The organism is Actinokineospora lacus (assembly GCF_053813445.1).
In genome coordinates, this window is record NZ_JBQERA010000006.1 from 390,214 (window position 1) to 415,107 (window position 24,894).

Sequence of the window (24,894 nt, forward strand, 5' to 3'; positions counted from 1 at the left end):
TTCGCTCTCAGCCGGACGCGGTGCGCGCGGTGCGGTCGGTGTTGAACGGCGAGGTGGTCACCGCGTGCGGGACGCACAGGTCTCCGCAGTTGAGCTCGGTCAGCGCCTCGGCGGTGGTGTAGCCCTTGCCGGTGGCGGGGTTGACCTTGGTGCGCAGGTCCATGTACCGGTCGAAGATCTCCGGGGTGACCACGCGGACCTCGAAGTTCATCATCGCGTGGTAGGTGCCGCACAGCTCCGCGCAGCGGCCGACGAAGGAGCCGGTCTGGTCGATGCGGTTCTGGAACGTGGCGTCCTGGTTGTTCTTGTCCGGGTGCGGGAAGACGTCGCGCTTGAACAGGAACTCCGGGACGAAGAACGAGTGGATGACGTCGTGGGCGCGCAGCCGGTACTCGATCACCCGGTCGTTGGGCAGCACCAGGATCGGGATTTCCGCGGAGCTGCCGATGGTGCGCACGGTCTCGTCACCGGGTGCGGCGGGCTCGCGCTCGACGCCGGTGGTGTCCTTGTAGGAGAGGTAGTCGAACTCCCAGTTCCACTGGAAGCCGATCACGTCCACCACGACGTCCGGGTCGTCGGTCTCGGCCTGCACGTAGTTCTGGGTGGTGGCGGTGAAGTAGAACAGCACCACCACGATCACCACCGGGATGCCGGTGTAGATGAGCTCCAGGAAGTGGTTGTACTGGAACTGCTTGGGCAGCTTCTCCCCGCGCTTGCGGTGGGCCACGACCGGCCACAGGATCAGCACCCAGGTGATCACGCCGATGATGAGCGCGGCGACGACCGACCAGGTCCAGAAGACCCGCATCCGGTCGGCCTGCGGGGTGATGCCCTCCGGCCAGCCGAACCGCAGGACCTCCTCGGTGGAGCAGCCGGTGGCCAGGATGGCGACCAGTGCGACGACACCGGCCAGCTTCGCCGCCCGTGCCGTGCGGTTCCCGGGCCGATCGGCCCCGGTGGCCTGCGGTGTGCCCACTGCGCGATCCTCCTCGACACGATGACTCCACGCCCCCGCCGAGCGCGGTTACGGCTGCGCAGCGGCCCTCCAGGAGCATCCGGAGCCTAGCCCAGCGACCTGCGCCACACCGCTGGAGGGTGATCGGACGTGGGTCACACCGGTGAACTCGCGCACCGGCATACTGGCCTCTCCCCCCGCCGGACCACGAGAGGTGCGCGAGAACCCGTGTGCGGTCTGCTTGGACTGATCTGTCCCTCCGACATGGACGCCGCCGCGGCCCGGTCCGCGGTGGGCGCGGCGATGCGGTGCCAGCGGCACCGCGGCCCGGACGAGAGCGGGACGTGGAACGGCGGCGAGGCCGTGTTCGGCTTCAACCGGCTCTCGATGATCGACATCGAGCACTCCCACCAGCCGCTCGTGTGGGGGCCCGCCGAGGCGCCGCACCGGTACACGCTGCTGTTCAACGGCGAGATCTACAACTACCTGGAGCTGCGGGCGGAGCTGACCGGCCGCTTCGGCGCGGTCTTCCACACCGACGGTGACTCCGAGACGATCGTGGCCGCCTACCACTACCTCGGCGAGGCGGCGGTGTCCCGGCTGCGCGGCATGTTCGCGTTCCTGATCTGGGACAGCCACAAGCAGACCCTGTTCGGCGCGCGCGACCCGTTCGGCATCAAGCCGCTGTTCTACGCCGTCGGCCCGGGTGGGGCGGCCTTCGCCAGCGAGAAGAAGTCGCTGCTGGAGCTGGCCCCGGTGCTGGGCATCCCGCTGGAGCTGGACCGCCGCGCGCTCCAGCACTACCTGACGCTGCAGTACGTGCCGGAGCCCGCGAGCCTGCACACCACGATCCACCGCATCGAGTCCGGCACGGCGTTCACGCTGACCCCGGGCGATGGGCCGGTGAAGCGCCGCTACTTCGTGCCGAAGTTCACGCCGAAGCCGGTGCACGGCCCGGCCGAGGCCGAGCGGCTGTACGCGCGCATCGCCGATGTGATGAGCGACTCGGTCCGGATGCACATGCGCGCCGACGTCACCGTGGGCTCGTTCCTCTCCGGCGGCATCGACTCCACCGCGATCGCCGCGCTGGCCAAGCAGCACAACCCGGACCTGGTGACCTTCACCACCGGGTTCGAGCGCCAGGGCTACTCCGAGGTCGACGTCGCCGCCGAGTCGGCCGCGGCGATCGGGGTCAAGCACGTGGTCAGGACGGTCTCGGCGCCGGAGATGATGGAGGCCCTGCCGCTGATCGTCTGGTACCTCGACGACCCGGTGGCCGACCCGGCGCTGGTGCCGCTGTGGTTCATCGCCCGCGAGGCGCGCAAGCACGTGAAGGTGGTGCTCTCCGGCGAGGGTGCCGACGAGCTGTTCGGCGGGTACACGATCTACCGCGAGCCGCTGTCGCTGGCGCCCTTCGAGCGGGTGCCGGGGTCGCTGCGCAAGCTGCTGGGCAAGGTGTCGACGAAGATCCCCGAGGGCACCCGCGGCAAGGACCTGCTGCGCCGCGGCTCGCTGTCGCTGGAGGAGCGCTACTACGGCAACGCCCGCATCTTCCGCGACGACCAGCTCGCGCCGGTCCTGCGCACCTTCGACCCGCGGGTGGGCCACCGCGACCTGACCGCCGGGCCGTACCGGGAGTCGGCGGGCTGGGACCCGGTCACCCGGATGCAGCACGTGGACCTCTACACCTGGCTGCGCGGCGACATTCTGGTCAAGGCCGACAAGATGACCATGGCGAACTCGCTGGAGCTGCGGGTGCCGTTCCTCGACCCCGCGGTCTTCGCGGTGGCGGCGGATGTGCCGCTCGAGGAGAAGATCACCCGCGAGACCACCAAGTACGCCCTGCGCCAGGCCCTGCGCGAGGTCGTGCCCGCGCACGTGCTCAACCGCCGCAAGCTGGGCTTCCCGGTGCCGATCCGGCTGTGGCTGCGCGCGGAGATGTACGACTGGGCCCGCACGATCATCCTGGAGTCGCAGACCGACGCCCTGCTGAACAAGAACGCGGTCATGCGCCTGCTGGAGGAGCACCGGTCGGGCGCGCTGGACCACAGCCGCCGCATCTGGGCGCTGCTGGTCTTCATGATCTGGCACGGCATCTTCATCGAGCGCCGCATCCGCCCGGTCGTCCCCGAGCCGCACTACCCCGTCAAGATCTGATCCACGGCGGCCCGGTTCATGGCGGCGAGACCGTCCAGGGACATCCCGAGCGCCCCGGCGAGGGCGGCGACGGTGAAGAAGGCGGGCGTGGGCACGCGGCCGCTCTCGATCTTGCGCAGCGTCTCCACCGGCACCCCGGCGGCCGCGGCGACCTCGGTCATGCTCCGGGCGCCGCGGGCCTCGCGCAGCGCTCGGCCGAGCCGCTCGCCGCGCTCGCGCTCGGCCGTGGTCAGGGGTGGTCGCACCATGTCCGTGATGGTAGTGCGGATTGACCGGGATAGTAATACCGGTATTGTTATCCCATGATTGAGCTGAAGACCCCCGCCGAGATCGCCGCGATGCGGGCGGCGGGCGCGGTCGTCGCCGCGGCGCTCGCCGCCGTCCGCGCGGCCGCGGCCGTGGGCACGACCCTGCTGGAACTCGACGCCGTGGCGCGCGACGTGCTCGCCGCCCACGGCGCCGGGTCGTCGTTCCTGGGCTACCGCCCGCGCTTCGCGCCGACCCCGTTCCCCGCGGTGCTGTGCACGTCGGTCAACGACGCGATCGTCCACGGCATCCCGACCACGGCCGCGCTGCGCGACGGCGACCTGCTGAGCATCGACTTCGGCGCGCACCTCGACGGCTGGCACGGCGACGCGGCCATGTCCTTCGTGGTCGGGACCCCGGACGAGACCGACCTCGCCCTGGTCGAGGCGTCCGAGCGGGCCCTGGCGGCGGGCATCGCCGCGGCCGTGCCCGGCAACCGGATGGGCGACATCGCCCACGCCATCGGCACGGTCGCCCGCGCGGGCGGCTACGGCATCCCGCCGGACTTCGGCGGCCACGGCATCGGCCGCGCCATGCACGAGTCCCCGTCGGTGCCCAACGAGGGCGCCCCGAACCGGGGCATGCGCCTGCGGGAGGGCCTGGTCCTGGCCATCGAGCCCATGCTCCACAAGGGCGGCGAGGACCCCTACGACGTGGACCCCGACGGCTGGACCCTGCGCACCCGCGACGGCAGCCGGGCCGCCCACTCCGAGCACTCCGTCGCCATCACCGCCGACGGCCCGGTGATCCTCACCGCGTGACGCCGCCCCGGTCGCCCCCGAGGCCGGGAGCGACCGGGAGCGCGGTCACGGGGTGACGGTCTGCATCGGGTCGCGCTCGACAACGCCCTCGAGAACGTCGTCGATCTTGGCCATCAGGTCGGCGTCGAGCGTCACACCGGCGGCCTTGACGTTCTCGGTGACCTGCTCGGGCCGCGACGCCCCGATGATCGCCGAGGCGACGTTGGGGTTCTGCAGGACCCAGGCGATGGCCAGCTGGGCCAGGGACAGCCCGGCCTGCTCGGCCAGCGGGCGCAGGTCCTGCACCGCGGTGAGCACGTCGTCGCGCATCCAGCGGGCGATCATGTTCTTGCCGCCGGCCTCGTCGGTGGCGCGCGAGCCCGCCGGGGGCTCGGCGCCCGGGGCGTACTTGCCGGTCAGCACGCCCTGGGCGATCGGGGACCACACGATCTGGGAGATGCCCTCGCGCTCGCAGGCGGGCACGACCTGGGACTCGATGACCCGCCAGAGCATCGAGTACTGCGGCTGGCTGGAGACCAGCGGCACGTTCAGCTCGCGGGCCAGGGCCGCGCCGCGGGTGATCTGCTCGGCGTTCCACTCCGAGACGCCGATGTAGAGGACCTTGCCGTGGCGGACCAGGTCGGCGAAGGCCAGCATGGTCTCCTCGAGCGGCACGGTCTTGTCGAAGCGGTGCGCCTGGTAGAGGTCCAGGTAGTCGGTCTCGAGCCTGCGCAGCGAGGCGTGCGCGGACTCCATGATGTGCTTGCGGCCCAGCCCGCGGTCGTTCGGGCCGCCGGGGCCGGTGGGCCAGAAGACCTTGGTGAAGATCTCCAGGCCCTCCCGGCGCTGCCCCTTCAGCGCCCGCCCGAGCACCGACTCCGCCTTGGTGTTGGCGTAGACGTCGGCGGTGTCGAAGGTGGTGATGCCCGCGTCGAGGGCCGCTTTCACACACGCGTGGGCGGCGTCCTCCTCGACCTGGGAGGCGTGGGTGAGCCAGTTGCCGTACGAGATCTCACTGACGTTGAGGCCGCTGCGGCCGAGGCGACGAAACTCCATGCCGCCAGCATAGTTCGAACTGCTAACTAACCGCTTCCCCGGGCCGCACCCTCGGCTTGGGCACCCGCATCCGGCGCAGCTGCGTGGCGCGGACGAAGGCGTACCAGCCGATGCCGAAGCCGCGGCCGGTCTCCTTCGGGAACTTGGCCCTGACCTGCTTGGCGATCCGCCTGCCGTTCAGCACGGCCTCGGCGATCATCGCCACCAGCATGATCAGGCACGCCAGCGTGGCGTAGTACTGCACGGCCAGCGACGGCACCAGCAGCGCCACGAACACCAGGATGGCCAGCGGCATGAACAGCCCGAGCAGGTTGCGGCGGGAGTCGACCAGGTCGCGGATGTAGCCCTTCACCGGACCGCGGTCGCGGGGCATGAGGTACTTCTCGTCGCCCGCCATCATCCGCTCGCGCTGCTGGACGCGCTGCTCGCGGCGCTTGGCGGCCAGCGCCTTGCGCTCCTCCTTGTTGCCCCGGGAGCGGCGGATCGCCTCGCGGGTCGTCTTCGGCGGCGGCGCGACGGGGCCGCGCTTGCGCTCGGCCTCGCGGCGCTTGGGGGTCGCTCGCGACTTGGGCGGGGTGTAGCCCCTGGGCTGGGCGTCCTCGCCCACAGTGACGGCCGACTCCTCGGCCTGGTCGGCGTCGTCGGTGGTGGCCGGGTTGCGGCGAAGGAACCTCACGCGACAAGGGTAGGACAGCCGCGGTGATCGCTATGCTCCGGCTCGTGCGAGTCGTCATCGCCCCGGACTGCTTCGGCGGCACCCTGACCGCGGCCGAGGCCGCCACCGCCATCGCCGCGGGCTGGCGCCGCGGCGCCCCGGACCACGAGCTGGTCCTGCGCCCGCTGGCCGACGGCGGCCCCGGGTTCGTCGAGGTCCTGCACACGGCCATCGGCGGCGAACTGCGCACCGAGACCGTCACCGGGCCCCTCGGCGAGCCCGTCCAGGCGCGCTGGCTGGGCAGCGGCGGCGTCGCCTACCTGGAGTCCGCCGAGGCCGCGGGCCTGCACCTGGTGCCCGCCGGGCGGCGCGCCGAGGTCTGCGAGCGCGTGGGCACCCGAGGGGTCGGCGACCTGTTCGCCGCCGCCCGGGACCAGGGCTTCCGCCGCGCGGTGATCGGCCTGGGCGGGTCGGTGACCACCGATGGCGGCGCCGGGATGCTGGCCGCCCTGGGCGCGGTCGCCGTCGACGAGAACGGCACGCCGCTGGAGGGCGGGTCGGCCCTGGTCCGCTGCGCCCGCGTCGAGGGCACCGCCGACCTCGGCGGCCTGGACGACATCGTCGCCGCGACCGACGTCACCAACCCCCTGTTGGGTCCGCACGGCGCGGCCGTCACCTTCGGTCCGCAGAAGGGGGCCGACCCGGCCGCCGTCGAGCGGCTCGAAGCGGGGTTGACCCAGTGGGCGGGCGTGCTGGCCGGGTGGCGCGAGCCGGTCGCCGACGAGCCGGGCGCGGGCGCCGCGGGCGGGCTGGGCGCGGCCATCCTCGCCCTCGGCGGGACGCGCGCCTCCGGCGCCGGGATCGTGCGCACCGCCACCGGCCTGGACGCCGCGGTCGCCGGGGCCGGGCTGGTGATCACCGGTGAGGGCAGCCTCGACTGGCAGTCCCTGCGCGGCAAGCTGGTCACCGGCGTCGCCGCGGCCGCCGCCGAGCGCGGGCTGCCGTGCCTCGCCCTGGCCGGTCAGGCCAGCGTGGGGCGCACCCAGGCCGCCTCCATCGGCATCGCCGAGGTGCACGCCGTCGCCGAGCACGCCGGGTCGGTGGCCGCCGCGCTGGCCGACCCCGCGGGCACGCTGGCCGACCTCGCCGAGCACGTGGCCCGCCAGTGGCGGTGAGGCCCGGCCCGCGTTGAGCTGTTCACAAGGTTGCCCCGCACGTCCGTCGCTGTGTCACCATGGGCGCAGGGGCGGCGGGAACAATGCCCGCGCGTACCCTGTTGTTCTGGGAGTACGACCCGAGCCGGACCTGTCCGAGGGAGAACGATGACGACCGCTCAGCAGAACAGCACCGAGGCGGCCACCCACGGTGTCGAGCTGACCGACGCCGCCGCCACCAAGGCCAAGGCCCTGCTCGACCAGGAGGGCCGTGACGACATGCACCTGCGCATCGCGGTGCAGCCCGGCGGCTGCGCGGGCCTTCGCTACCAGCTCTTCTTCGACGAGCGCAGCCTCGACGGCGACCTGATGAAGGACTTCGGCGGCCTGAAGGTGGCCGTGGACCGGATGAGCGCGCCGTACGTGCAGGGCGCGGTCATCGACTTCGTGGACTCGATCGAGAAGCAGGGCTTCACCATCGACAACCCGAACGCGGGCGGCAGCTGCGCCTGCGGGGACTCGTTCAACTGATCGCGCGCAACTGATCGCGCGTTGAAGCAGCACTGACGGCGAGGGCCGCGACTGTCACAGTCGCGGCCCTCGCCGCTTGTTCAGACGTAGGCGTCCAGGTCGGCGACCTGGGCCACGCACTTCTCGTCCACCGACCACGTCGCCGCAGCTCGCGGCCCTGGGAGGTCGGCGGCGGCGAGGAGGTCGGACGGGATGTCGGCGCAGTCGGCTATCAAATCTCCGATGCTCTCCGGTTCCAGAGTGCTCATTCCGGCACACTAGGCACGTTCGCGCTGCCCTGCCCAGGGGTACGCCCCGGTAGTGTCGAACGGTGATCCATGGCCACCCGTCCGGGTGGTCGCGTGCAGACGACCAGCCCGAGACAGGGAGCGCCTCGTGCCCGTTGCCGTCAGCGGAAGCATCGCCACCGACCACCTCATGCACTTCCCGGGGAGGTTCGCCGACCAGCTGGTCGCCGACCAGCTGCACCGGGTGTCGCTGAGCTTCCTGGTCGACGACCTCGTGGTCCGCCGTGGCGGCATCGGCGCCAACATCGCCTTCGGCCTCGGTGTCCTGGGCTGCGCCCCGATCCTGGTCGGCGCGGTCGGCGCCGACTTCGCCGACTACCGCTCCTGGCTGGAGCGCCACGGCGTGGACTGCTCGGGCGTGCACGTCTCCGAGGTCGCCCACACCGCCCGCTTCGTCTGCACCACCGACGACGACATGAACCAGATCGCCTCGTTCTACGCGGGCGCCATGTCCGAGTCGCGCAACATCGAGCTGGCCCCGGTCGCCGAGCACGCGGGCGGGCTGGACCTGGTGCTGATCAGCCCGGACGACCCCGAGGGCATGGTCCGCCACGCCGAGGAGTGCCGCCAGCGCGGGTACACGTTCGCCGTCGACCCCTCCCAGCAGATGGCCCGCATGGACGGCGCGGCCATCCGCTCCTTCATCGATGGCGCGGACTACCTGTTCAGCAACGACTACGAGTGGGAGCTGCTGCGCCAGAAGACGGGCTGGACCGAGTCCGAGGTCATGTCCCGGGTCGGGCTGCGCATCACCACCCTCGGCGAGAAGGGCGTGGAGATCGTCTCCGCCGACGGCACCAGCATCCACGTCGGCGCCGTCCCGGAGACCGCCAAGTCCGACCCGACCGGCGTCGGCGACGGCTTCCGGGCGGGCCTGCTCGCGGGCCTCACCCAGGGCCTGGGGCTGGAGCGCTCGGCGCAGCTGGGCTCGCTGATCGCCGTGCTGGTGTTGGAGACCATCGGCACCCAGGAGTGGACCTTCGACAAGGCCATCGCGGTGAAGCGGATCGCGGGCGCCTACGGGCAGGCCGCCGCCGACGAGATCGCCGCGATCCTGCCGGGCTGACCGCTAGGGCCTACGGCGAGTGCAGGCTCATCGGGCCGTAGACGACCTCGCCGACGTAGACGAGGGTGACCTGGTCGACCCCGCGGTCGGCCAGGTCCCGCCAGTGCTCGCCGAGCCATTCCTCGGCCATGACCCGCTCCTCGAAGTGCTGGTCAGGGCCGGGAACGGACGCGCCGGAGTTGTCCTCGTACCGCCAGAAGAAGCTCACCGCGGCAACGGTAGCGTGCGCGGCCGTGGGGATGACGCTGGTGCTCGGCGGGGCGCGGTCGGGCAAGTCGGCCTACGCCGAGGGGCTGCTGGACAACGGGCCCGCCCTCTACCTGGCGACGGCGCGGCGCGTCCCCGGTGACGCCGAGTGGGACGCCCGCATCGCCGCGCACATCGGGCGCAGGCCCGCGAGCTGGCGCACGGTCGAGACGCCGGACACCGCCTGCCTCACCGCGGCGCTCCGGACGGCCGAGCTGCCCGTGCTGGTCGACGACCTCGCCACCTGGCTGACCAACGAGCTGGACGACGCGAACGCCTGGGACGGCGGCGTCGACCTCACCCCACAAAGGACCGCGCTGGTCGACGCCGCCCTCGCCTGCCCGGCCCCGCTGACCCTGGTCTCCGCCGAGGTCGGGCTGGGTGTCGTCCCCGGCACCCGCTCTGGCAGGCTCTTCCGCGACGAGCTCGGCGCGGTGAACGCGTCCATGGCCGAGGTGTGCACCGAGGTGCTGCTGCTGGTCGCGGGCCTGCCGCTGCGCCTGAAACAAGGAGGCACCCGGTGAACTTCCCGCCTGTCGAAGCCCCGAGCGGGGACGCGCGGGAGGCCGCGATCGCCCGCCACGGCCAGCTCACCAAGCCCGCGGGCTCGCTGGGGCGGCTGGAGGAGCTCGGCGTCTGGATCGCCGCGTGCCAGGGGGTCTGCCCGCCGCGGCCGTTCACCCGGCCCCGGATCGTGGTGTTCGCCGGTGACCACGGCATCGCGCGCCACGGCGTCTCGGCCTACCCCAGCGAGGTCACCGGGCAGATGGTGGCGAACTTCGTCGCGGGCGGCGCGGCGGTCAACGTGCTGGCCGCGGCGGCGGGGGCGGGCGTGCGGGTGGTCGACATGGCCGTCGACGCCGACACCCCCGAGGGCGTCGCCGGGCACAAGGTGCGCCGCTCCTCGGGCTCCATCGACCGCGAGGACGCCCTCACCGACACCGAGGTCCGCCAGGCGATCGACGCGGGCAGGGCCATCGCCGACGAGGAGGTCGACAGCGGCGCGGACCTGCTGATCGCCGGGGACATGGGCATCGGCAACACCACCCCGGCCGCGGTGCTGATCGCCGCGCTGACCGGCGCGGAGCCGGTCGCCGTGGTGGGCCGCGGCACCGGCATCGACGACCAGGGCTGGATGCGCAAGGCCGTCGCCGTGCGCGACGCCCTGCGCCGGGCCCGGCCGGTCACCGCCGACCCGGTGGCCCTGCTGCGCACCGCCGCGGGCGCCGACCTGGCCGCCGCGGCCGGTTTCCTCGCCCAGGCCGCCGTGCGCAAGACCCCGGTGATCCTCGACGGCGTGGTCATCGGGGCCGCGGCGCTGGTGGCCGAGGAGCTGGCGCCCGGCGCGGTGCGGTGGTGGGTGGCCGGGCACCGCTCGGTGGAGCCCGCGCACCAGATGGTGCTGGAGCAGTTGGAGCTGACGCCCGTCATCGATCTGGACATGCGCTTGGGCGAGGGCTCGGGCGCGGCGGTCGCGCTGCCCCTGGTCGCCGCGGCGGTGCGCGTCCTGGCCGAGATGGCGACCTTCGGCGAAGCGGGCGTGAGCACCGCGGGCGGGGAGTAGTGCGCCTGGCGCTGTCCTGGCTCACCGTCCTGCCACTGCACGTGCCCAAAGTGGACGGACGGGCGGCCGGGAGGGCCATCGCGCTGGCCCCGGTCGTCGGGCTGCTCCTGGGAACGGCGACCTTCGCTCTGCTGTGGACAGCACACCTGATCGGCCTGCCGCCGCTGCTGGGCGGGCTGCTGGCGGTGGCGTTGCTGGCCCTGTCCACCCGCGGTATGCACCTCGACGGGCTGGCCGACACCGCCGACGGCCTCGGCTGCTACGGCCCGCCCGAGCGCGCCCTCGCGGTGATGCGCGACGGCGGCGCGGGCCCGTTCGCGGTGGCCACGCTGATCGTGGTGATGGGCGGGCAGGCCGCCGCGTTCGCCGCCCTCGACCCCGGCAGGCTCGGCGTCGCCGTCCTGGCCGTCACCGCGGGCCGGATCGCGTTCACCGCCTGCTGCCTGCGCGGCATCCCCGCCGCGCGCCCCGAGGGGCTGGGCGCGCTGGTGGCGAGCACCCAGCCGGGGCTCGTCCCCGTCGCCTGGCTGGCCGTCGCCGTCGCGGCGGCCACCTTCGCCGTCCCCGGCGACCCCTGGGCGGCCACGACCGGCGTCGTGCTGGCCGCGCTGGTGGTCGCGGTCCTGATCCGCCACGTCCGCAGGCGCCTGGGCGGGGTCACCGGCGACGTCCTCGGCGCGGCCTGCGAGCTGGCCACCCTGGCGGTCCTCATCCCGGGCACGCTCTGACCCGGACACCCCGCGCTGTGCGCCGCGACCACGCGCGGCGCACAGCGCCCGGGTCACGGGACCAGCGTGGTCATCCAGCCGCGGGTGTCGGCCACACCGCCGCGCTGCAGGGAGATCAGGCTCTCGCGCAGCTGGGTCGTCACCGGGCCGGTCGCGCCGCCGCTGATGTCGAAGGCGCCGCCCGCGTGCTTGACGTGGCCCACCGGGGTGATCACCGCCGCGGTGCCGCAGGCGAAGACCTCGGTCAGCTCACCGGACTCGGCCTTCTTCTCCCACTCGTCGGTGGAGATGCGCCGCTCCTCCACGCCGTAGCCGAGGTCGGCGGCCATGGCCAGCAGCGAGTCGCGGGTGACCCCGGGCAGCAGCGCGCCGGACAGCTCCGGGGTGACCAGGCGGGCGTCGGCGCCGGAGCCGAGGACGAAGAACAGGTTCATCCCGCCCATCTCCTCCACCCAGCGGCGCTCGACGGCGTCGAGCCACACCACCTGGTCGCAGCCCTGCTCGGCGGCCTGGGCCTGCGCGGCGAGGGAGGCGGCGTAGTTGCCCGCGAACTTGGCCGCGCCGGTGCCGCCGGGCGCGGCGCGCACGTACTCGGCCGAGAGCCACACCGTCACCGGCCTCACCCCGCCGGGGAAGTACGCCCCCGCGGGGGAGGCGATCACCAGGTACAGGTACTCCGAGGCCGGGCGCACCCCCAGGCCCGCCTCGGTGGAGATCATGAACGGCCGGATGTAGAGCGACTCCTCGTCCCGGGTCGGGACCCAGTGCGCGTCGACGGCCAGCAGCTCCCGCAGCGAGGCGATGAACAGCTCGTCGGGCAGCTCGGGCATGGCGAGGCGGCGCGCGGAGGAGCGCAGCCGGGCGGCGTTGACCTCCGGCCGGAACGAGGCGATCGACCCGTCGGGCTGGCGGTATGCCTTGAGCCCTTCGAAGATGGCCTGCCCGTAGTGCAGCACCATCGCGGACGGGGCGAGCGTGATGGGGGCGAAGGGCTCGACACGGGCGTCGTGCCAGCCGTCGGCAACGGTGTGGCGGATTGTCACCATGTGGTCGGTGAAATGCTGCCCGAAGCCCGGCTTCGCCAGTACCTCCGCGACCCTCTCCGGGGTCGCCGGCTGCGGGTTGGGGGTGCGTGTGAAGGGCGTCATGGGAAAACGGTAGCCCGCCGCGCCAGCCGGGGAAATCGGTATCCCGAGGATCGGAAGTCCGACTGTCGCAAAGCTACCTTTCGTTACCCGCGGTTGACCTGACCATGGCGAACAGACCCGCGCCGACCAGCAGCACGGCCACCGCGGCCAGCAGCGCGGGCACCGAGACGTTGACCGCCAGCACCACGCACAGCGCGAGCCCGCAGCACCCCGACCGCACCCACGACGAGCGCTCGCACCGCGCCAGCGTCCGGGCCGCGGAGTTGACCACGGCGAAGTAGCCCAGCAGCAGCGTCACAGCCAGCGCGACGGCGAACCCGGTGGGCAGCGCCACCGCCACCCCCGCCGCGAGCACCGCCGCCGCCTGTCCGGCGTAGACCCCGGAGCGCAGCTCGCCCGCGTCGGCCAGCTCGCGGAGGGTTCCGGCCACATCGGACAGCAGCGGGCGGACCACCAGCACCGCCGCCGCGGCCAGCCCGAGCACCAGCAGCGGGGTCAGCGCGGTCCCGTCCGCGGCGGCGAGCGCGTCGCGCAGCGGCGCCGGGGAGGCCGCCAGGCGCGGCCCGCCGAGCTGGCGCAGCACCGCGAACACCACGACGGCGAGCACCGCCGCGCCACCGCCGAGCACGAGCAGCGCCCGCGACGGCCGCACCCCGGTGATCCGCTCGATGCCCGCGAACCCGAGGAACAGCAGCCCGGCCGCGGGCACGACGCCGAGTGGGCTGTCAACCCCCGCGACGTCCCCGGGCACGTCCGGCGGCGCAACCGGCGCCACCACAACGCATGCGGCCACCACAAGACCCAGTGTGACGATCACCACATGCAGCACGGCGGGCGGTGGACGAAAGCCCGCCACCACCAGCCCCGCGGCGAGGACCACCACCGCGACGGCGGCCGCCCGCGGCGCCGAGGGCAACACGGCGTGACCAGCGGCGGACGCGAGCGCCCCCGCCGCGACCACCCGCCCCGACACCGACAGCACGGCCGCCACCCGACCCATCCACGGCCCGCGCGCCTCCCTGACGTGCGCGTACCCGCTCAACGCGCCGTGGTGCGCGGCGAGGTCGATCATGGAGGCAGTGGTGAGACCCGCCACGACGACGGTCAGCACGAGCCCGGCCAGCGCCCAGCCACCCGCCTCGGCCGCGGCGGGCCCGGCGACCGCGAGCGCGCCCGCGGCCATGGCGCCGAGCAGGAAACCCGGCACCATAACCGAGGCGGCGCCCGTGGCCTGTCCCAGCTCTGTCACGGTCACAACCGTGCCAGATCTCCCCGGTGTTTCTCCAGCCGACTTCGGTTGAAAGCCAGTGGCAAGTCGTTAGCATTCGTCCACATCTCGCCCGGACCGACCTGGGGCGCCCATGAGGCCGCGGCCGGTCGACAGAACTCCCTAGGAGCCACCAAGTGACCGCCCCCAAGCTGGCGCTGGCCGCCACCCCGGCCGCCGAGGCCGCCGTCGACGCGCTCGTCCTCGGCACCGTCCGCACCGCCGACGGCGTGGCGCTGCAGCCCGGCGCCGAGGCCGTGGACGCGGCCTTCGGGGGCACGCTCGCCGAGACGCTGACCGCGCTGGGCGCCACCGGCAAGGCCGACGAGGTCGTCAAGCTGCCCGCCCTCGGCAAGGTCCCCGCGACCGTCGTCGTCGCCGTCGGCCTCGGCTCCGATGAGGACGGCATCGCGGGCGAGCAGGTCCGCCGCGCCTCGGGCGCCGCGGCGCGCGCGCTGAGCGGCACCGCCCGCGTCGCCAGCCTGCTGTCCACTCTCGACCTGCAGGCCGCGGTCGAGGGGGCGGCGCTGGGCGCGTACTCGTTCACCGCGTACAAGTCCGAGCCAGCCAAGAACGGGCCTGCCAAGGATGGGGCGGTCAAGGTCGACTTCGCCGTGCCCGAGGAGGGCACGCTCAAGGAGCACCGGGCCACGCTGAAGGCCGCCACCGCGATCGCCGAGGCGGTGGCCACCGCCCGCGACTTCATCAACACCCCGCCGAACGACCTCTACCCCGGCTCCTTCGCCGAGAAGGCCGCCGCCCTGGGCAAGGCCGCCGGGCTCGAGGTCGAGGTGCTCGACGAGAAGGCCCTGCGCAAGGGCGGCTTCGGCGGCATCATGGGCGTCGGCGGCGGCTCCACCCGCGGTCCCCGCCTGGTCAGGATGACCTGGCGCGGCGCCCGGCCCAAGGCCAAGGTCGCCCTGATCGGCAAGGGCATCACCTTCGACACCGGCGGCATCTCGATCAAGCCCGCCGCCGCGATGGACCAGATGACCTCGGACATGAGCGGCGCCGCCGCGGTCGTGGCCACCGTCGTGCTGGCGGCGAAGCTGAAGTACCCGCTGGAGGTCACCGCCACCGTCCCGATGGCCGAGAACATGCCCTCCGGCGACGCCTACCGCCCCGGCGACGTGCTGACGATGTACGGCGGCACGACCGTCGAGGTCCTCAACACCGACGCCGAGGGCAGGCTGATCCTGGCCGACGCCATCGTGCGCGCCTGCGAGGACGCCCCCGACTACCTCATCGAGACCTCGACGCTGACCGGCGCGCAGGTCGTCGCCCTCGGCAAGCGGACCTCCGGGGTCATGGGCACGCCGGAGTTCCGCGACCGGGTGGCCACCCTGGGCCGCGCCGTCGGCGAGGGCGCGTGGGCGATGCCGCTGCCCGAGGAGCTGCGCGCCGACCTGGACTCGCGGCTGGCCGACCTGGCCAACGTCACCGGGCACCGCTGGGGCGGGATGCTGGCCGCGGGCATCTTCCTCGGCGAGTTCGTCGCCGACGGCGTGCCGTGGGCGCACGTCGACATCGCGGGCCCGGCCTACAACGCCGAGGGCGCCTGGGGCTACACCAGCCGCGGCGGCACCGGGGTCCCGGTGCGCACGCTGGCCGCCGTGCTGGCCGACATCGCCGAGAACGGCTAGTCCTGGCCCTCCTTCTTCTGACGGGCCATGTAGTCACGCATGCGCTGGGGATAGCCGACGCGGGCCACCTCGTAGACCGGCATCTTGCGCTTGCGGCCGAACTCCAGGGCGGCGTCGAAGTCGGCGATGCGCCGCCGCGTCCACTCCCCGTCGTGCGCGACCAGCACGACGGTGGTGTCGGTGACGTTGGTGCGGGGCTCGACGTAGGCTTCGACGCCGGTCCTGGAGTTCGCCCACTCGTCCAGGTGCGTGGTGTCCTGCTTGCTGGCCGGGCGCAAGGTGCCGGGCTTGGCCTTGCCGCGCTTGCGGCGCAGCGAGTCGAAAAGGCCCACGTCGGCCCACCTCCGTAATCGGCTGATCCGGGCTCTGTGCGTCCATTGTCCCAGGGGTACCGACTAGTAACCTGATCGTGGTCTCCGACACCCCGGCCACTGCGCGGCGCAACGCCGCGAAGTGGAAAGATGGTCGCTGGTGGCACGCCCGGACACCGCGCGGGCGACCTGGACCACGTAGTCGCTCGTCGAGGAGATCCCGTGACTGACACCCCCGCCACAGCCGACCTGGTGATCCTCGGTGGCGGATCGGGCGGCTACGCGTGCGCCTTCCGCGCCGCCGAGCTCGGCCTGTCGGTGATCCTGGTGGAGAAGGACAAGGTCGGGGGGACCTGCCTGCACCGCGGCTGCATCCCGACCAAGGCCCTGCTGCACGCCGCCGAGGTCGCCGACCTCGCCCGCGAGGGCGACAAGTTCGGGGTGAAGTCCTCGCTGGAGGGCATCGACATCCACGGTGTCAACTCCTACAAGGACGGCATCGTCGCCAACCTCTACAAGGGCCTGCAGGGCCTGGTCAAGGCCAACAAGGTCACCCTGGTCAGCGGCGCGGGCACCTTCGTCGGCCCGAACTCCGTCGAGGTCGAGGGCACCCGCTACACCGGCAAGAACGTCGTGCTCGCCACCGGCTCCTACGCGCGCACCCTGCCCGGCCTGGAGATCGGCGGCCGGATCATCACCAGTGACCAGGCGCTCAACCTCGACCACATCCCCGAGCGCGTCGTCGTGCTCGGCGGCGGCGTGATCGGCGTGGAGTTCGCCAGCGTGTGGCGCTCCTTCGGCGCCGAGGTGACCGTGGTCGAGGCGCTGCCCCGGCTGGTGCCCGCCGAGGACGAGTGGGCCTCCAAGCAGCTCGAGCGCGCCTTCCGCAAGCGCAAGATCGCCTTCAAGACCGGCGTGCGGTTCACCGGCGCCACCCAGAACGACACCGGCGTGTCCGTGTCCCTGGAGTCCGGGGAGACCCTGGAGGCCGACCTGCTGCTCGTCGCGGTCGGCCGCGGCCCCAACAGCGCGGGCCACGGCTACGAGGAGGCCGGGGTCGCCATGGAGCGCGGCTTCGTCGTCACCGACGGGCGCCTGCGCACCAACCTGCCCAACGTCTACGCCGTCGGCGACCTGGTCCCCGGCCTGCAGCTGGCCCACCGCGGCTTCCAGCAGGGCATCTTCGTCGCCGAGCAGATCGTGGGCCTGGAGCCCAGGCTGATCGACGAGGCGGGCATCCCCCGGGTGACCTACTGCAACCCGGAGGTCGCCTCGGTCGGCCTCACCGAGGCGCAGGCCAAGGAGAAGTTCGGCAGCGCCGAGACCCTCGTCTACGCCCTGTCGGGCAACGGCAAGAGCCAGATCCTGAAGACCTCCGGCGGCGTGAAGCTGGTCCGCGAGCCCAACGGGCCGGTCGTCGGCGTGACCATGGTCGGCGAGCGCGTCGGCGAGCTGATCGGCGAGGCCCAGCTGATCTACAACTGGGAGGCATTCCCCGAGGACGTGGCCCCGCTGGTGCACGCCCACCCGACGCAGAACGAGGCCCTGGGCGAGGCGTTCCTCGCCCTCGCGGGCAAGCCACTGCACGTGCACGGCTGACCGCGGGTCCGTAGGTCCACCCTGTCAGCCCGCTAGCAAGTCCGAGGAGTCCTGGAAACCATGGCGTTCTCCGTAGAGATGCCCGCGCTCGGTGAGAGCGTGACCGAAGGCACCGTGACGCGGTGGCTCAAGCAGGAGGGCGACACCGTCGCCGTCGACGAGCCGTTGCTGGAGGTGTCCACCGACAAGGTCGACACCGAGATCCCCTCGCCCGCGGCGGGTGTGCTGCAGAAGATCGTGGCGCAGGAGGACGAGACCGTGGCGGTGGGCGCGCAGCTCGCCGTCATCGGGGACGGCCCTGGTGACTCGGGTCAGGACTCCGGGGGGGACGTCGAGTCCCAGCCCGAGCCCGAGGCCCAGCCTGAATCCCAGCCCGAGTCCCAGCCGGAGCCCGAGCCGCGGGCCGAGGAGGAGGCGCCGCCGGAGCCGCAGCCGTCCCCCGACGCGCCCAAGGGCAACGCCAAGGGCACCGACGTGACGATGCCCGCGCTGGGCGAGAGCGTCACCGAGGGCACCGTGACCCGCTGGCTCAAGCAGGTCGGCGACTCCGTCGAGGTCGACGAGGCGCTGCTGGAGGTGTCCACCGACAAGGTCGACACCGAGATCCCCTCGCCGGTGGCGGGCACCCTGCTGGAGATCACCGCGGGCGAGGACACCACCGTCGACGTCGGCGGCAAGCTCGGCGTGATCGGCGACAGCTCGGCGGCCCCGGCCCAGTCCGAGCCGGAGCCCCCCCAGCAGAGCGAGGCTCCCCAGCAGGAAGCGCCCCAGCAGGAGGCCCCCAAGCAGGAAGCGCCGAAGCAAGAGGCTCCCAAGCAGGAGGCCCCGAAGCAGCAGGCGCCCGCGCCGAAGCAGGACGCGCCCCAGGGCGGCGAGGGCGGCCGTGACGGCTCCCCCTACGTGACCCCGCTGGTGCGCAAGCTGGCCGCCGAGCACGGCGTCGACCTGGGCTCGGTGCGCGGGTCCGGCATCGGCGGCCGCATCCGCAAGCAGGACGTGCTGGCCGCGGCCGAGGCCGCCAAGGCCCCCGCCCCGCAGCCGCAGCAGCCCGCCGCCGCGGCGACGAGCGCTCCGGTCGCGACGAGCAAGCCGGTCCAGGTCGACACCACGCTGCGCGGCACCACGCAGAAGATGACGCGGCTACGCCAGACGGTCTCGCGGCGGATGGTCGAGTCGCTGCAGACCGCCGCGCAGCTCACCCAGGTCATCGAGGTCGACATCACCAGGGTGGCCAAGCTGCGGACGCGGTCGAAGACGGCCTTCGAGCAGCGCGAGGGCGTCAAGCTGACGTTCCTGCCCTTCTTCGCCAAGGCCGCTGTCGAGGCGCTCAAGCAGCACCCGAAGCTCAACGCCTCGATCAACGACGAGACCAAAGAGGTCACCTACCACGCCGCCGAGCACCTGGGCATCGCCGTGGACACCGACCGGGGGCTGCTGCTGCCGGGCATCCACAACGCGGGCGAGCTGAACCTGGCGGGCCTCGCGCACAAGATCGTCGACATCGCCGAGCGCACCCGCGCCAACAAGGTGACCCCCGACGAGCTGTTCGGCGCGACGTTCACGCTGACCAACCTGGGCAGCCAGGGCGCGCTGTTCGACACCCCGATCATCCCGGTGCCGCAGGTCGCGATCCTGGGTGTCGGCCTGGTCGTCAAGCGCCCGGTCGTGGTCACCGACGACAACGGCGACGACAGCATCGCCGTCCGCTCGATGGTGTACCTGGCCCTGACCTACGACCACCGCCTCATCGACGGCGCGGACGCGGGCCGGTTCCTCAGCACGGTGAAGACCCGCTTGGAGGAAGGCGCTTTCGAGGCCGACCTGGGCCTGTAGCGATCGCCGTTTCCGGGCCGTCCCCATTCGTGGGGGCGGCCCGGTCCGCGTTCACCCGATCCTGCGGGCGTCAGCCGGGTCAGGGACCATCAACCGCATGCGTGTTGTGCTCGCCGGGTCCTCCGGCCTCATCGGGACCGCCCTGGCCGCCCGACTGCGCCGCGACGGCGACGAGGTGGTGCGCCTGGTGCGCCGCGCGCCCTCGGCGGCCGACGAGCGCGGCTGGGACCCCCCGGCCGGGCGGCTGGACCCCGGCGCCCTCGACGGCGCCGACGCGGTGGTCAACCTGTGCGGCGCGGGCGTCGCCGACCGCCGCTGGAGCGCGGCCCGCAAGCAGGTGCTGCTGGACAGCCGGATCGAGCCCACGGAGGTCTTGGCCGCCGCGGTGGCCGAGCACGGCGTGCCGGTCCTGGTGAACGGCTCCGCGGTGGGCTACTACGGCGACACCGAGGGCGGCCCGGCCGACGAGTCCGCGCCCCGGGGCTCGGGCTTCCTGGCCGAGCTGTGCGAGCAGTGGGAGCGGGCGACCGCGCCCGCGGCGAACGCCCGGGTCGTGCTGGCCCGCAGCGCGCAGGTGCTGTCCCCTCGCGGCGGTCTGCTGGGTCCGCTGCGGCCCTTGTTCTCCCTCGCCCTGGGCGGGCGCCTGGGCAGCGGCAAGCAGTACATGCCCTGGATTCACCTGGACGACGAGGTCGCCGCCCTGGCCTTCCTCTTGCGCACCGACATCTCCGGCCCGGTGAACCTGGTGGGCCCGACCCCGGCGCGGAACAGCGAGTTCACCCGGGCCCTCGCCGCGGCGCGCCACCGCCCCGCCCCCTTCGCCGTCCCCCGGACCGCCCTGCACCTGGCCTTGGGCGAACTGGCCGACGAGGTTCTCCGCAGCCAACACCTCGTGCCGAAGGTGTTGCAGGACAACGGGTTCACTTTCACCTATTCCACGGTGGACAAGGCATTGGCCGCCACAGAGACCCGATGAGCCGGATCAGCGCGGGCGGGCTGCTGCTGATCGCGTTTTTGGTCCTGGGCGTGACCGTGTCGGACACCACGCCGACGGTGGACCGGTTGGTGGCGGAGTCGGTGGGCGGCGGCTGGGAGGCGGGGGTCGGTGACGTCGCGTTCGTGGTGAGCGCGGTGCTGGGGCCGGTCCTGCCGGTGGTCCTCGGGCTCGGGCTGCTCATCGCGGCCCTGGCAGCGCACCGCCGAGGCGACCGGGAGGTGCGGGGTCTGCTGTTGCGGTCGGCCGTGCTGCTGGCGGCGTGCCGGACGGTGTCGCTGGCCAAGCCGCTGTTCGAGCGGAGCAGGCCGCGCGAGTACCCCGATTTCAGCTTCCCGAGCGGGCACGTGGTGTCGGTGGCGTCGGCGGCCTTCACCGCGGTGGTGCTGTGCGCGTGGCTGGCCGGTCGGTGGCTGCGGGCGGTGCTGTGGTGGTCGGTCGCCGCGGTGGCGCTGGCGGCGCTGTGCCGGATGGTGCTGGACGTGCACTGGCTGACCGACGTGCTCGGCGCGAGCCTGGGCGTGGTCGGCCTCGGCCTGCTCACCGCCACCGGCCTTGGGCTGCTCCCGGCCCGGCGGGGCGGCGTAAGGTCGCGGGTGTGAGCACCGCTTCCTGCCGCGCCGACGCCCACCCGGTGGCCGTGCGCGAACTCGGACTGATCGAGTACCTGCCCGCCTGGGAGCTCCAGCGCGAGCTGGCCACCGCCCGCGCCGACGGCGCCGGTCCGGACACGCTGCTGCTGCTGGAGCACCCCTCGGTCTACACCGCGGGCAAGCGCACCGAGCCCGCCGACCGCCCCGCGGACGGCACCCCGGTCATCGACGTCGACCGCGGCGGCAAGATCACCTGGCACGGGCCGGGCCAGCTGGTCGGGTACCCGATCATCAAGCTCGACGACCCGATCGACGTGGTGCAGTACGTCCGCCGGATCGAGGAGGCCCTGATCTCGGTGTGCGCGGCCTTCGGGCTGCCGACCGGCCGCGTCGAGGGCCGCAGCGGCGTCTGGCTGCCCGCCGACGCCACCCGCCCGGAGCGCAAGGTCGCCGCCATCGGCATCCGCGTGCAGCGCGGCGTCACCCTGCACGGCTTCGAGATCAACTGCGACGCCGACCTCACCGCCTTCGACCGCATCGTCCCCTGCGGCATCCGCGACGCCGGGGTCACCTCCCTGACCGCCGAGCTGGGCCGCCAGGTCACCGTCGCCGAGGTGCTCCCCCTCGCCCGCGCCGCGGTCCCGGACGCCCTGGAAGGCGCCCTGCCCGTGCGCGAGCACGACATCCGCCAGGCGACGCCCAGCGTCCCCGGCGTCACCTTCGCCCTCAGCTGACCGGCGAGCGGCGTATCCCCTCCAGCACCCGCACGATCGTCGTCGAGACCTCCGCCACCGCCCGCTCCGGGTCCTCGGCGCCCGCGATGATCGCCGCGCCGGTCGACAGCGCGCCGAACAGGATGCGGGCGGTGGTCTCCACGGGGAGTTCGTCGATCTCCCCGGCGCGCATCAGCGACTCCAGGGCCGCGCGGATCAGGCCGTAGCTGTAGTGCTCCTCCGCCGCGCGCCACCGCTCCCAGCCCATCACGACCGGGCCCTCGTGGATGACGATGCGCTGGTAGGACGGCTCCAGGCAGACCCGCACGTACTCCCGCACGCCGCCGATAACCCGGTCCCACGCGCTGCCGGGGCCGTTGACCACCACGTCGCCGAGCCGGGCGACGACGACGGCCTCCACGGTGGCGAACGCGGCCTCGAACAGGGCCTGCTTGCCGCTGAAGTGGTGGTACAGCGCGCCCTTGGTGACCCGGGCGCGGCGGGCGACGGCGTCCAGTGACGTGGCTGCGTAGCCGCCCTCGGTGAACAGCTCGACCGCGGAGTCGACCAGGGCCTGCCTGGTCGACTCGCTGTAGTCGGCTTTTCGCGACGAGGTTGTCACCACGGTCACGAGATTACGACATACCGACGGTACGTACCCGTGGTAGGTTGGCGACATCGGGACCGTACCGATGGTATGTCGCAAACTCACGGTATGGCGCAGGTCACGGCGAGAGGGGAACGAGCCATGGGCTGGACCGACTTCTACCGCAGGCGGGACGCTCTCGACGCGGTGCTTGAGCTGGCCAGGCACGACCCGGAGGGCCCGCTGCCCCTCCCGGAGAAGGCCGCGGCGGAATTCGCCGATCGCGGTGAGGCGCTGCTCGCCCTGCACTACCGCTGGTCAGTGCGCCTGACCGGCCGGGTGGGGCTGGCGCAGCTCGAGGCCGAGCGCGACCCCGGCATCGATCTGGTCGAGGCGGTGGCCGCGGCCTGGCGCGCCACGGCCGCCGAGAACCCGGTGCTGCGCCGCGTGCTCGACGCCAACGCCGACAGCGCCCTGACCGCGGCCATCGCAGGCGAGCAGCGGATGCTGGCGCTCGCCGCGGGCCTCGCCGGGCCCGCCGAGCCGCGCGCGGAGATCAGCCGGGTGGGCGCGGCCTTCCTCACCCTGATCCGCTCCGCGCCGCCCAAGCAGGTCCAGCGGCGGGGCAACCCCGTCGAGCAGTTCCTGCGCGGGCTGGTCACCAGCGCCTGAGGACCTTCTCATCAGCGCGCCCCTAACATGGGACGTACTGATGAGTAGGAAGGGCGCGACATGGCGTGGTCCGAGGCCGACATCCCCGATCTGAGTGGCCGCACGGTCCTGGTCACGGGAGCGAACTCCGGATTGGGCCTGCGCAGCGCGCAAGTCCTGGCGGGCAGAGGCGCGCACGTGCTCATGGGCTGCCGCTCGGTCGACCGCGGCAAGGCCGCGCTGGCCACCATCGACGGCGCGGCCGAGCTGCTGCCCCTGGACCTGGCCGACCTCGCCTCCGTGCGCAGGGCCGCCGCCGAGGTCCGCGAGCGCACCGACGACCGCCTGCACGTCCTGATGAACAACGCGGGCGTCATGGCCACCCCGCACAGGCGCACCGCCGACGGCTTCGAGCTGCAGATCGGCACCAACCACCTCGGCCACGCCGCCTTGACCTGGCTGCTGATGCCCGCGCTGCGCGAGTCGGCCCGCGTGGTGACCGTCTCCAGCATCGCCCACCGCGGCCCCGGCCTCGATGTCGACGACCTCAACTTCGAGCGCCGCCGCTACCGCGCGACCGCGGCCTACAGCGCGGCCAAGCTAGCGAACCTGGTCTTCGCCATCGAGCTGGACCGCCGGGTCCGCGCCGCGGGCCTCGACGTGCTCAGCGTCGCCGCGCACCCCGGTATGACCATGACCGAGCTGGCCGCCAACTCCGCCCGCCAGCGAAGTTCCGGAGCACTCGGCCGCGCGCTGACCTCGGTGGTCTCTTTCGGCAACCGACTCATCACCCAGTCGCTGGAGCGCGGCGCCCTCCCCCAGCTCTACGCCGCCACCGCCCCCGACGTCACCGGCGGGCAGTACTACGGCCCGCAAGGCCCCGGCGAGGTCTACGGCGATCCCGGCCCGGCCAAGCCCCGCGCGGCTGCCCTCAATCCCGACCTCGGCCGCGGGCTCTGGGAGCGCACCGCCGAGCTGACCGGCGTGGCCCCTGACCCCGCGTGATGCCGCTCACCGCGAGGCGCGGCGTAACCTGGCGGACGTGACGGTCGCGCCTGAGGGTCGGAAGCTGCTGCGCCTGGAAGCGCGCAACAGCGAGACGCCCATCGAGAAGAAGCCATCGTGGATCAAGACCCGGGCCAAGATGGGCCCGGGGTACCGCGAGCTCAAGGGCCTGGTCAAGCGCGAGGGCCTGCACACGGTGTGCGAGGAAGCGGGCTGTCCCAACATCTTCGAGTGCTGGGAGGACCGCGAGGCGACCTTCCTCATCGGCGGTGACCAGTGCACCCGCCGCTGCGACTTCTGCCAGATCGACACCGGCAAGCCCGCCGACCTCGACCGCGAGGAGCCGCGCCGGGTCGCCGAGTCCGTGCAGGCGATGGGCCTGCGCTACTCCACGGTCACCGGCGTGGCCCGCGACGACCTGCCCGACGGCGGCGCCTGGCTCTACGCCGAGACCGTCCGCCAGATCCACGCCCTCAACCCCGGCACCGGCGTCGAGCTGCTGATCCCGGACTTCAACGCCGAGCCCGAGCAGCTCGCCGAGGTCTTCGGGTCGCGCCCTGAGGTGCTCGCGCACAACGTCGAGACCGTCCCGCGCATCTTCAAGCGCATCCGGCCCGCGTTCCGCTACGAGCGCTCGCTAGAGGTCATCACCCGCGCGCGGGAGGTGGGCCTGGTCACCAAGTCCAACCTCATCCTGGGCATGGGCGAGACCGCCGATGAGGTCACCGCCGCGCTGCGCGACCTGCACACCGCGGGCTGCGAGATCATCACGATCACCCAGTACCTGCGCCCGAGCGTGCGCCACCACCCCGTGGAGCGCTGGGTCAGGCCCGAGGAGTTCCTGGCGCACAAGGAAACCGCCGAGGAGATCGGGTTCGCCGGGGTGATGGCCGGTCCGCTGGTCCGCTCGTCCTACCGCGCGGGCAGGCTCTACACCCAGGCCGTCGCCCACCGCGGCGACACCGTCCCGGAGAACCTGCGCCACCTCGCCGAGGCGGGCGAGGCGCGCCAGGAGATCACCGCGCTACTGCGCAAGTAGCCCCTACGGGTCCGCTCCCAGTCTGATTCAGGGTGGAACCCGCTTATGCCAGGCTCCCTCTGAACGA

The 24,894-nt window shown here is 73.0% G+C and carries 27 protein-coding genes; 17 read left to right on the forward strand and 10 right to left on the reverse strand.

The window, feature by feature from the left end; all coding sequences use genetic code 11:
- Positions 1-7: 7 nt before the first annotated feature.
- Complete coding sequence (ctaC, locus tag ACTG9Q_RS17710; RefSeq protein ID WP_455573895.1) at positions 8-976, reverse strand: aa3-type cytochrome oxidase subunit II; 969 nt, start codon at positions 974-976, stop codon at positions 8-10.
- Positions 977-1,183: 207 nt separating this feature from the next.
- Between ctaC and asnB the strand changes: the two genes are divergently transcribed.
- The gene (gene asnB / locus ACTG9Q_RS17715; protein WP_455573896.1) at positions 1,184-3,112 is read left to right on the forward strand and encodes an asparagine synthase (glutamine-hydrolyzing); all 1,929 of its coding nucleotides are present in this window, start codon (positions 1,184-1,186) and stop codon (positions 3,110-3,112) included.
- On the opposite strand, the gene ACTG9Q_RS17720 is transcribed toward asnB, so the two are convergent.
- Positions 3,094-3,360, reverse strand: coding sequence for a helix-turn-helix domain-containing protein (locus ACTG9Q_RS17720; RefSeq protein ID WP_455573897.1), 267 nt, complete (start codon positions 3,358-3,360; stop codon positions 3,094-3,096). The genes asnB and ACTG9Q_RS17720 overlap by 19 nt on opposite strands.
- A gap of 54 nt (positions 3,361-3,414) precedes the next feature.
- Here ACTG9Q_RS17720 and map point away from each other — a divergent pair, with 54 nt between their 5' ends.
- Entirely contained in the window at positions 3,415-4,179 is a 765-nt protein-coding gene (gene map / locus ACTG9Q_RS17725) for a type I methionyl aminopeptidase (protein WP_455573898.1), read from the forward strand.
- Positions 4,180-4,224: 45 nt separating this feature from the next.
- On the opposite strand, the gene ACTG9Q_RS17730 is transcribed toward map, so the two are convergent.
- On the reverse strand, positions 4,225-5,214 hold the full coding sequence (locus ACTG9Q_RS17730) for an aldo/keto reductase family protein (protein ID WP_455573899.1): 990 nt from the start codon (positions 5,212-5,214) through the stop codon (positions 4,225-4,227).
- 22 nt (positions 5,215-5,236) lie between these two features.
- Entirely contained in the window at positions 5,237-5,890 is a 654-nt protein-coding gene (locus ACTG9Q_RS17735; protein ID WP_455573900.1) for a DUF3043 domain-containing protein, read from the reverse strand.
- Between the two features lie 44 nt (positions 5,891-5,934).
- On the opposite strand from ACTG9Q_RS17735, the gene ACTG9Q_RS17740 reads away from it, so the two are divergent.
- Positions 5,935-7,044: a glycerate kinase family protein gene (locus tag ACTG9Q_RS17740; RefSeq protein WP_455573901.1), complete on the forward strand. Its 1,110-nt coding sequence runs from the start codon at positions 5,935-5,937 to the stop codon at positions 7,042-7,044.
- 147 nt (positions 7,045-7,191) lie between these two features.
- Positions 7,192-7,554, forward strand: coding sequence for a HesB/IscA family protein (locus ACTG9Q_RS17745; RefSeq protein ID WP_455573902.1), 363 nt, complete (start codon positions 7,192-7,194; stop codon positions 7,552-7,554).
- A gap of 80 nt (positions 7,555-7,634) precedes the next feature.
- Here ACTG9Q_RS17745 and ACTG9Q_RS17750 read toward each other — a convergent pair whose 3' ends face one another.
- Entirely contained in the window at positions 7,635-7,802 is a 168-nt protein-coding gene (locus ACTG9Q_RS17750; protein ID WP_455573903.1) for a hypothetical protein, read from the reverse strand.
- Between the two features lie 169 nt (positions 7,803-7,971).
- Here ACTG9Q_RS17750 and ACTG9Q_RS17755 point away from each other — a divergent pair, with 169 nt between their 5' ends.
- Positions 7,972-8,907 carry a carbohydrate kinase family protein gene (locus ACTG9Q_RS17755; RefSeq protein WP_455574045.1) on the forward strand — a complete coding sequence of 312 codons (936 nt, stop codon included), beginning with the start codon at positions 7,972-7,974 and terminating at the stop codon, positions 8,905-8,907.
- A gap of 10 nt (positions 8,908-8,917) precedes the next feature.
- Here ACTG9Q_RS17755 and ACTG9Q_RS17760 read toward each other — a convergent pair whose 3' ends face one another.
- A complete protein-coding gene (locus tag ACTG9Q_RS17760; protein WP_455573904.1) occupies positions 8,918-9,115 on the reverse strand; it encodes a hypothetical protein in 198 nt (65 codons plus the stop codon).
- Positions 9,116-9,146: 31 nt separating this feature from the next.
- Between ACTG9Q_RS17760 and ACTG9Q_RS17765 the strand changes: the two genes are divergently transcribed.
- Genes ACTG9Q_RS17765 through ACTG9Q_RS17775 form a run of 3 tightly spaced genes read left to right on the forward strand, consistent with a single transcriptional unit; the run spans position 9,147 to position 11,445 of the window.
- Positions 9,147-9,677 (forward strand): bifunctional adenosylcobinamide kinase/adenosylcobinamide-phosphate guanylyltransferase, encoded by a 531-nt coding sequence (locus ACTG9Q_RS17765; protein WP_455574046.1) that lies wholly within the window; start codon positions 9,147-9,149, stop codon positions 9,675-9,677.
- Positions 9,674-10,717, forward strand: a complete 1,044-nt coding sequence (cobT, locus tag ACTG9Q_RS17770) for a nicotinate-nucleotide--dimethylbenzimidazole phosphoribosyltransferase (RefSeq protein WP_455573905.1) — start codon at positions 9,674-9,676, stop codon at positions 10,715-10,717. The genes ACTG9Q_RS17765 and cobT overlap by 4 nt, the downstream gene beginning before the upstream one ends.
- The gene (locus ACTG9Q_RS17775; protein ID WP_455573906.1) at positions 10,717-11,445 is read left to right on the forward strand and encodes an adenosylcobinamide-GDP ribazoletransferase; all 729 of its coding nucleotides are present in this window, start codon (positions 10,717-10,719) and stop codon (positions 11,443-11,445) included. The genes cobT and ACTG9Q_RS17775 overlap by 1 nt, the downstream gene beginning before the upstream one ends.
- Before the next feature lie 53 nt (positions 11,446-11,498).
- Here ACTG9Q_RS17775 and ACTG9Q_RS17780 read toward each other — a convergent pair whose 3' ends face one another.
- Together ACTG9Q_RS17780 and ACTG9Q_RS17785 are read right to left on the reverse strand one after the other, a co-directional pair.
- On the reverse strand, positions 11,499-12,593 hold the full coding sequence (locus tag ACTG9Q_RS17780) for a branched-chain amino acid aminotransferase (protein ID WP_455573907.1): 1,095 nt from the start codon (positions 12,591-12,593) through the stop codon (positions 11,499-11,501).
- Between the two features lie 73 nt (positions 12,594-12,666).
- On the reverse strand, positions 12,667-13,842 hold the full coding sequence (locus ACTG9Q_RS17785; protein ID WP_455573908.1) for a hypothetical protein: 1,176 nt from the start codon (positions 13,840-13,842) through the stop codon (positions 12,667-12,669).
- Positions 13,843-13,997: 155 nt separating this feature from the next.
- Between ACTG9Q_RS17785 and ACTG9Q_RS17790 the strand changes: the two genes are divergently transcribed.
- On the forward strand, positions 13,998-15,503 hold the full coding sequence (locus ACTG9Q_RS17790) for a leucyl aminopeptidase (RefSeq protein ID WP_455573909.1): 1,506 nt from the start codon (positions 13,998-14,000) through the stop codon (positions 15,501-15,503).
- Here the strand turns inward: ACTG9Q_RS17790 and ACTG9Q_RS17795 are convergent.
- Positions 15,500-15,835 (reverse strand): oxidoreductase, encoded by a 336-nt coding sequence (locus tag ACTG9Q_RS17795; protein WP_455573910.1) that lies wholly within the window; start codon positions 15,833-15,835, stop codon positions 15,500-15,502. The genes ACTG9Q_RS17790 and ACTG9Q_RS17795 overlap by 4 nt on opposite strands.
- Before the next feature lie 201 nt (positions 15,836-16,036).
- On the opposite strand from ACTG9Q_RS17795, the gene lpdA reads away from it, so the two are divergent.
- From lpdA to lipB, 5 genes are all read left to right on the forward strand, one after another.
- Positions 16,037-17,413, forward strand: a complete 1,377-nt coding sequence (lpdA, locus tag ACTG9Q_RS17800) for a dihydrolipoyl dehydrogenase (RefSeq protein ID WP_455573911.1) — start codon at positions 16,037-16,039, stop codon at positions 17,411-17,413.
- Positions 17,414-17,473: 60 nt separating this feature from the next.
- The gene (sucB, locus tag ACTG9Q_RS17805; protein WP_455573912.1) at positions 17,474-19,246 is read left to right on the forward strand and encodes a 2-oxoglutarate dehydrogenase, E2 component, dihydrolipoamide succinyltransferase; all 1,773 of its coding nucleotides are present in this window, start codon (positions 17,474-17,476) and stop codon (positions 19,244-19,246) included.
- A gap of 97 nt (positions 19,247-19,343) precedes the next feature.
- Complete coding sequence (locus ACTG9Q_RS17810; RefSeq protein ID WP_455573913.1) at positions 19,344-20,222, forward strand: TIGR01777 family oxidoreductase; 879 nt, start codon at positions 19,344-19,346, stop codon at positions 20,220-20,222.
- On the forward strand, positions 20,219-20,842 hold the full coding sequence (locus ACTG9Q_RS17815; protein ID WP_455573914.1) for a phosphatase PAP2 family protein: 624 nt from the start codon (positions 20,219-20,221) through the stop codon (positions 20,840-20,842). The genes ACTG9Q_RS17810 and ACTG9Q_RS17815 overlap by 4 nt, the downstream gene beginning before the upstream one ends.
- On the forward strand, positions 20,839-21,567 hold the full coding sequence (gene lipB, locus ACTG9Q_RS17820) for a lipoyl(octanoyl) transferase LipB (protein WP_455573915.1): 729 nt from the start codon (positions 20,839-20,841) through the stop codon (positions 21,565-21,567). Before ACTG9Q_RS17815 ends, lipB begins: the two co-directional genes overlap by 4 nt.
- Here the strand turns inward: lipB and ACTG9Q_RS17825 are convergent.
- Positions 21,560-22,168, reverse strand: coding sequence for a TetR/AcrR family transcriptional regulator (locus ACTG9Q_RS17825; RefSeq protein WP_455574047.1), 609 nt, complete (start codon positions 22,166-22,168; stop codon positions 21,560-21,562). The two genes, lipB and ACTG9Q_RS17825, sit on opposite strands and share 8 nt — an antisense overlap.
- A gap of 126 nt (positions 22,169-22,294) precedes the next feature.
- Here ACTG9Q_RS17825 and ACTG9Q_RS17830 point away from each other — a divergent pair, with 126 nt between their 5' ends.
- Genes ACTG9Q_RS17830 through lipA form a run of 3 tightly spaced genes read left to right on the forward strand, consistent with a single transcriptional unit; the run spans position 22,295 to position 24,827 of the window.
- The gene (locus tag ACTG9Q_RS17830; RefSeq protein WP_455573916.1) at positions 22,295-22,804 is read left to right on the forward strand and encodes a hypothetical protein; all 510 of its coding nucleotides are present in this window, start codon (positions 22,295-22,297) and stop codon (positions 22,802-22,804) included.
- A gap of 60 nt (positions 22,805-22,864) precedes the next feature.
- A complete protein-coding gene (locus tag ACTG9Q_RS17835) occupies positions 22,865-23,788 on the forward strand; it encodes an oxidoreductase (protein ID WP_455573917.1) in 924 nt (307 codons plus the stop codon).
- Between the two features lie 37 nt (positions 23,789-23,825).
- Positions 23,826-24,827 carry a lipoyl synthase gene (lipA, locus tag ACTG9Q_RS17840; RefSeq protein ID WP_455573918.1) on the forward strand — a complete coding sequence of 334 codons (1,002 nt, stop codon included), beginning with the start codon at positions 23,826-23,828 and terminating at the stop codon, positions 24,825-24,827.
- Positions 24,828-24,894 lie beyond the last annotated feature (67 nt).